Below are 3,175 nucleotides of genomic sequence, written 5' to 3' on the forward strand. Positions count from 1 at the left end.
ACCACCGCCACCTCCTGAACGCACCTGCGAAACCCAGGACAAAACCGACGTGCTCGGCGATGTGCGCGCCGACGGCCAGGTAACGCGAGTGACCACAACCACGCGGTGCGTGACGCAGTAGCGCCTGAGCTTTTGTGGCGAGGGGCTTGCCCCCGTTCGGCCGCGCAGCAGTCGCGCAACCCTTGACGGCCGCTTCGCGCTCTTACGGGGGCAAGCCCCCTCGCCACAGGACCAAAGGTTCTTCGCGAGGAAAGTAAAAAGGCAGCCATGGTCGGCTGCCTTTTTTCGTGTTACCGGCGCCGCGTCAGGATAGAAACCCGCCATCCACATTCAGCGAAACACCGGTGGTGTAGCTGGACGCATCGCTCGCCAGGTACAACACCGCGCCGGCCATTTCGCTCGGGTCCGCCACGCGCTTCAGCGGAATCTGCTGCAGCGCAGTCTTCAGGATCGCGTCGTTTTTCACCAGCGCCGAGGCGAATTTGGTGTCAGTCAGGCCCGGCAGCAGGGCGTTGCAGCGGATGCCGAACTGCGCGCATTCCTTGGCGAACACTTTGGTCATGTTGATCACCGCAGCTTTGGTAACCGAGTAGATGCCCTGGAAAACTCCCGGTGAAATGCCGTTGATCGAAGCCACGTTGATGATGCTGCCGCCACCGTTGTCGCGCATCAGCTTGCCGGCTTCGACCGACATGAAGAAGTAGCCGCGAATGTTCACATCGACAGTCTTCTGGAACGCCCCGAGGTCGGTGTCCAGCACGTTGCAGAACTGCGGGTTGGTCGCCGCGTTGTTGACCAGAATATCCAGGCGTCCAAATTGTTCGCGAATGGTCGCGAAGACTTGGCTGATCTGTTCCATCTCGCCGATGTGGCAAGCGATTGCAGTGGCTTTGCCGCCAGCGGCGATGATCGCGTCGGCGACGTGTTGGCAGCCGTCGATTTTGCGGCTCGAAACGATGACGTGCGCGCCTTGCTGGGCCAGCAGTTTGGCGATGGCTTCACCAATGCCACGGCTGGCGCCGGAGACGAAAGCGATCTTGCCGTCGAGGTCGAACAACTGAGTCTTGGACATGGGATTTCCTTGTTATAGGCCGGATATTTTCAGGCGCCAGTCTTGCCGGCGAACAACGATGACGCGGCTTTATCAATACACCGCAGCGTCTGGTTCGCCGGCAAGCCTGGTTCCTGCGGATCGTCTTGCTATCAAAGGCTGGATTTCTGGATGACCTGCAAACTCATCTGCTCCAGCAGTTTGTTCATGTGAATGAACTGCGCGAAGCGTTTGTCCTGGGTCTGGCCATGGAAGAAGCGGTAGTAGATCTGCTGGACAATCCCGGCGAGACGGAACAGGCCGTAGGTGTAATAGAAGTCGAAATTGTCGATCTGAATACCGGCGCGCGCGGCGTAATAGTCGACGAACTCGCGGCGGGTCAGCATGCCCGGTGCATGGCTCGGCTGGCGACGCATCAGTTGCACCGGCGCCGGGTCGTCGGCCTCGATCCAGTAGGCGAGGGTGTTGCCCAAATCCATCAACGGATCGCCGAGGGTGGTCAGTTCCCAATCGAGCACGCCGATGATTTGCATCGGGTTATGCGGGTCGAGGATCACGTTGTCGAAGCGGTAGTCGTTATGGACGATGCTTGAGGTCGGGTGGTCGGCCGGCATTTTCTCGTTGAGCCAGGCCTTCACCGCTTCCCACTGCGGCGCATCGGGGGTCAGGGCTTTCTCGTAGCGCTCGCTCCAACCCTTGATCTGACGAGCGACGTAGCCTTGCGGTTTACCCAGGTCGGCGAGGCCGCACGCGGTGTAATCGACCTGGTGCAGCTCGACGAACTTGTCGATAAAGCTCTTGCAAAGTGCTTCGGTTTTCGCCGAATCGAGATTCAGTTCCGGCGGCAGTTCCGAGCGCAGGATGATGCCGTTGACCCTTTCCATCACATAGAACTCGGCGCCGATCACTGTTTCGTCGGTGCAGTGCACATAGGCCTTGGGGCAGTACGGAAAGCCGTCCTTGAGCTGATTGAGAATGCGAAATTCGCGGCCCATGTCGTGGGCGGACTTGGCTTTGTGGCCGAACGGCGGGCGACGCAGGACAAATTCCTGTTGCGGGTATTCGAGCAAGTAGGTGAGGTTCGACGCGCCGCCAGGGAACTGGCTGATCTGCGGGGTGCCGCTCAGGCCCGGAATATGCGCCTTGAGGTAGGGATCGATCAGACTGGCATCGAGTTCTTCGCCGGAGCGGATACGGGTGGACTGGTCAGTAAGCGCCATGCTTATCCCTTCTGCTTATTTTGGAGGCCAGACATCATTGGCTAATCTAATGCTGAGACGGGCGTGCCACAAGCTCGGCCCGGTCTTATAGGTTAGCGTGTTGCCGGATAATCAGCGTTCCTGATGCGCGGGGATGGCGGTCTTGGCGCGGACCTATCTGAGTGACACAGGCCCCCTGTAGGAGTGAGCCTGCTCGCGATGGCGTAATGTCAGTCACCATTGATTTCGACTGAACGGACGCTATCGCGAGCAGGCTCACTCCTACAGGGGATCTTTGTTGAGGCAGGTCTAGCCCATGCGGCTGACCAGTGTGGTCGGCAGCGTAATCGGCGTCAGCACCGGTTCACCCGCGAAGAACGCCACGAGGTTTTTCCCCACCAGCTCCACCGTGCCCTGCGTCGCTTCCGGCGACAGCCCGGCCACGTGGGGGGTCAGGATCACGTTGGCCAGCGTCTTCAGCGCATCCGGCACTTGCGGTTCATGGTCGTAGACGTCGAGTGCGGCGCCACCGATCCGCCGTTGTTCCAGCGCGCTGATCAAATCCGCCGTGGCCACCACACTGGCCCGCGCGATATTCACCAGAAAGCCGTCCGGCCCCAGCGCCTCCAGCACTTGGCGGTTGATCAAATGTTGCGTGGCCAGCCCGCCGGGCGTCGCGACGATCAAAAAGTCCGAGGCCCGCGCCAGTTCGGTCGGCGTCGAGCAGTAGCTGTACGGCACGTGGCTGCGGTGCTGGCGGTTGTGGTAACTGACGCTCATGTCGAAGCCATTTGCCGCACGCTGAGCGATGGCCATGCCGACCGCGCCCAGACCGAGGATGCCCAGGCGTTTGCCGGCCAGCGACGGACGCATGATTTTCGGCCATTCGCCACGGCGCACGGCCGCGTCGGCCCGTGGGATATCG

3 protein-coding genes are annotated in these 3,175 nt (G+C 60.8%); all 3 read right to left on the reverse strand.

Translation table 11 applies throughout. The annotated features are described in order from the left end of the window. Positions 1 to 304: 304 nt before the first annotated feature. Positions 305 to 1,072 carry an SDR family oxidoreductase gene (locus BI292_RS09610; RefSeq protein WP_092269623.1) on the reverse strand — a complete coding sequence of 256 codons (768 nt, stop codon included), beginning with the start codon at positions 1,070 to 1,072 and terminating at the stop codon, positions 305 to 307. A 131-nt stretch (positions 1,073 to 1,203) separates the two neighbouring features. Further along, the gene (locus BI292_RS09615; protein ID WP_092269620.1) at positions 1,204 to 2,271 is read right to left on the reverse strand and encodes a phosphotransferase family protein; all 1,068 of its coding nucleotides are present in this window, start codon (positions 2,269 to 2,271) and stop codon (positions 1,204 to 1,206) included. A 288-nt stretch (positions 2,272 to 2,559) separates the two neighbouring features. Continuing rightward, the coding region (locus BI292_RS09620; protein ID WP_256592644.1) for an NAD(P)-dependent oxidoreductase at positions 2,560 to 3,175 on the reverse strand (616 nt) is incomplete at its 5' end.

This window comes from Pseudomonas sp. 43NM1 (assembly GCF_002836905.1).
Taxonomy (GTDB): domain Bacteria; phylum Pseudomonadota; class Gammaproteobacteria; order Pseudomonadales; family Pseudomonadaceae; genus Aquipseudomonas; species Aquipseudomonas prosekii.

What these genes read in the sequence shown, in the direction of transcription:
- BI292_RS09610 (WP_092269623.1), bottom strand. Translation starts at nt 1,072, where the DNA reads ATGTCCAAGACTCAGTTGTTCGACCTCGACGGCAAGATCGCTTTCGTC.
- BI292_RS09615 (WP_092269620.1), bottom strand. Translation starts at nt 2,271, where the DNA reads ATGGCGCTTACTGACCAGTCCACCCGTATCCGCTCCGGCGAAGAACTC.